Source organism: Actinoplanes sp. NPDC048791, assembly GCF_040650095.1.
In the GTDB taxonomy this organism is placed as follows: Bacteria; Actinomycetota; Actinomycetes; order Mycobacteriales; family Micromonosporaceae; genus Actinoplanes.
Genome location: NZ_JBEZGQ010001282.1, coordinates 1 through 2,069, shown reverse-complemented (window position 1 = coordinate 2,069; position 2,069 = coordinate 1). Strand labels below are relative to the sequence as shown.

Below are 2,069 nucleotides of genomic sequence, written 5' to 3'. Positions count from 1 at the left end.
ATCCGCTGATCGCGGCCGTGCAGGTGCTGCGCGGCACCGAGTCGGCCAGCCTGCTGCTGCCGGTCGGGACGCTGCTGGTCGTCCCGCTGGTGCTGCTGCGCATCCGGCACCTGTCCGGCCAGCGCGACCGCGCCGAGCAGACCCTGGCCTACCACGCGACCCACGACGAGCTGACCGGGCTGTGCAACCGCCGGCACATCGCGGCCGAGATCGACCGGGCGCTCGCCGAGGTCGACCGGGGCACCCTCGACGAGGTCACGATCCTGCTCTGCGATCTCGACGGCTTCAAACCCGTCAACGACCGGTACGGGCACCCGGCCGGCGACGCCGTGCTGAAGGCGGTGGCCACCCGGCTGACCGCCGCCGTCCGCCGGGAGGACCTGGTCGGGCGCCTCGGTGGCGACGAGTTCCTCATCCTCTGCCGGGGCGCGCTGGGTTCCGGGACGGCCGAGCTCACCGCCCGGATCATCGAGGCCGTCCGAGCGCCGTTCCCGCTGCCGGCCGGCGTGGTGTCGGTGGGCGTGACCATCGGCCTGGCGCAGGCCCGGCCGGGCCTGGCGGTCGACCGTGACCTGCTGATCGGCCTGGCCGACGCGGACATGTACGCCGGCAAGGCCGCGCGCCGCCGCGACGACACCGCCCCGGTCAACCGCTAGTCGCGGGGAGCAGCCCGGCCCGGTCAACGGCTGGTTCCGCCGCCTCCGGGATCAACAAGCGCGGGGGTACGACCACAGCCGCCACGCAACCGTGCTCGATCGGCAGCAGGTGCACCGCGACTCCGGTCCGGGCGGCCAGGGTGCCGGCCACGTGCAGTCCGAGCGTCGGCTCGTCACCGATCCTGTCCGGCCGGGGGCGGCTGAGCCGGGCGTTGAGCTCCGCGGCGGTGCGCTCGCCCAGCCCGTACCCCTGGTCGCGGACCTCGACCCGCATGCTGCCGTCGGCGAGCGGCCCCGCCGTGATCCGCACCGGGGTGTCCGGCGCGGAGAAGCGGGTGGCGTTGTCGATGAGCTCGGCGAGGATCTGCAGCAGGTCGACGATGACGGCGGCGCGGATGCCGGTCTGGGGCAGCGGGCTGATCTCCACCCGGCGGTACTGCTCGGTGGCGGCCGCCGCGGCCTGCACGACCTCGGTCAGGGAGGCGGGCCGGGGCCAGCGCCACGCGGGCCGTCCGCCGGTCAGCACGAGCAGGCTGTCGCCGTGCCGCCGGATGCGGGTCGCCAGGTGGTCGAGGCCGAACAGCCGGTTCAGCTTGTCCGGATCCAGTTCGCGCTGCTCGAGCTCGGTGATCAGATTGAGCTGCCGGCCGATGAGCTCCTGGGTCCGGCGGGTCAGCGTGCGGGCGATGCCGGCCGTGGTCGCCCGCTGCTCGGCCTGCTCGGTGGCCAGCCGGACCGCCTGCCGGTGCACGGTCTCGAAGGCCCGGGCGACCTGGCCGATCTCGTCCGGACCGGCGGGCACCGGGGGCGCGGCGGGTACGGGAACCGCCTGCAGGCGTTCGACCGGGGTCTCCGCCAGGGACGCGACCAGCCGGGGCAGCCGGTGCTCGCCGACGTCGCACATCCGGTCCCGCAACCGGCGCAGCTCGACCGTCAGCCCGCCGCCGACGAGACCGGCGAGCAGGATGACGCCGAGCAGCACGGCGATGACGAGGGCCAGGTCGGTACGGGTCCCGGCGGCCCGATCGGCCCGCAGCGCGGTGATGTCGGCGAGGGCACGGTCGACGGCACTGCGCAGCACCTGGCGGACCTTGGCCAGATACAACGTCGTCAGTTCCGTCCACTGCCGCACCGGCAGGTCGACCGTGGCGCCGGCCTCGCTCGCCGCCGTGATGCGCTCGGCGAACACCTCGACCTCGGCCGCGGCCGCCTCGACCCCGGCCGCCTGGAACAGGGCGACCGTGTCCGGGCCGGCCACCGACCGGAACGACGCGGGCTGCATGGTGACCAGGATGCCGTAGCCGCCGAGCACCGCCCGTTCGCCGCGCGCCTCGGTGCCGCGGGAGAGCAGCGCCGTGCCGAGGGCCCGGCGCTGGGAGTTGAGGCCGGCCGCGACCAGCAGGTCGTACACGC

General features: G+C 75.1%; 2 protein-coding genes. One reads left to right on the top strand and one right to left on the bottom strand.

Annotated features, from left to right (window positions below; translation table 11 throughout):
* Window positions 1–656, top strand: a 656-nt coding sequence (locus AB0C29_RS45430; RefSeq protein ID WP_360834167.1) for a GGDEF domain-containing protein, incomplete at its 5' end; no start/stop codon positions are given.
* On the opposite strand, the gene AB0C29_RS45425 is transcribed toward AB0C29_RS45430, so the two are convergent.
* Window positions 646–2,069: ATP-binding protein (locus AB0C29_RS45425; RefSeq protein WP_360834165.1), on the bottom strand; the 1,424-nt coding region annotated here is incomplete at its 5' end. The two genes, AB0C29_RS45430 and AB0C29_RS45425, sit on opposite strands and share 11 nt — an antisense overlap.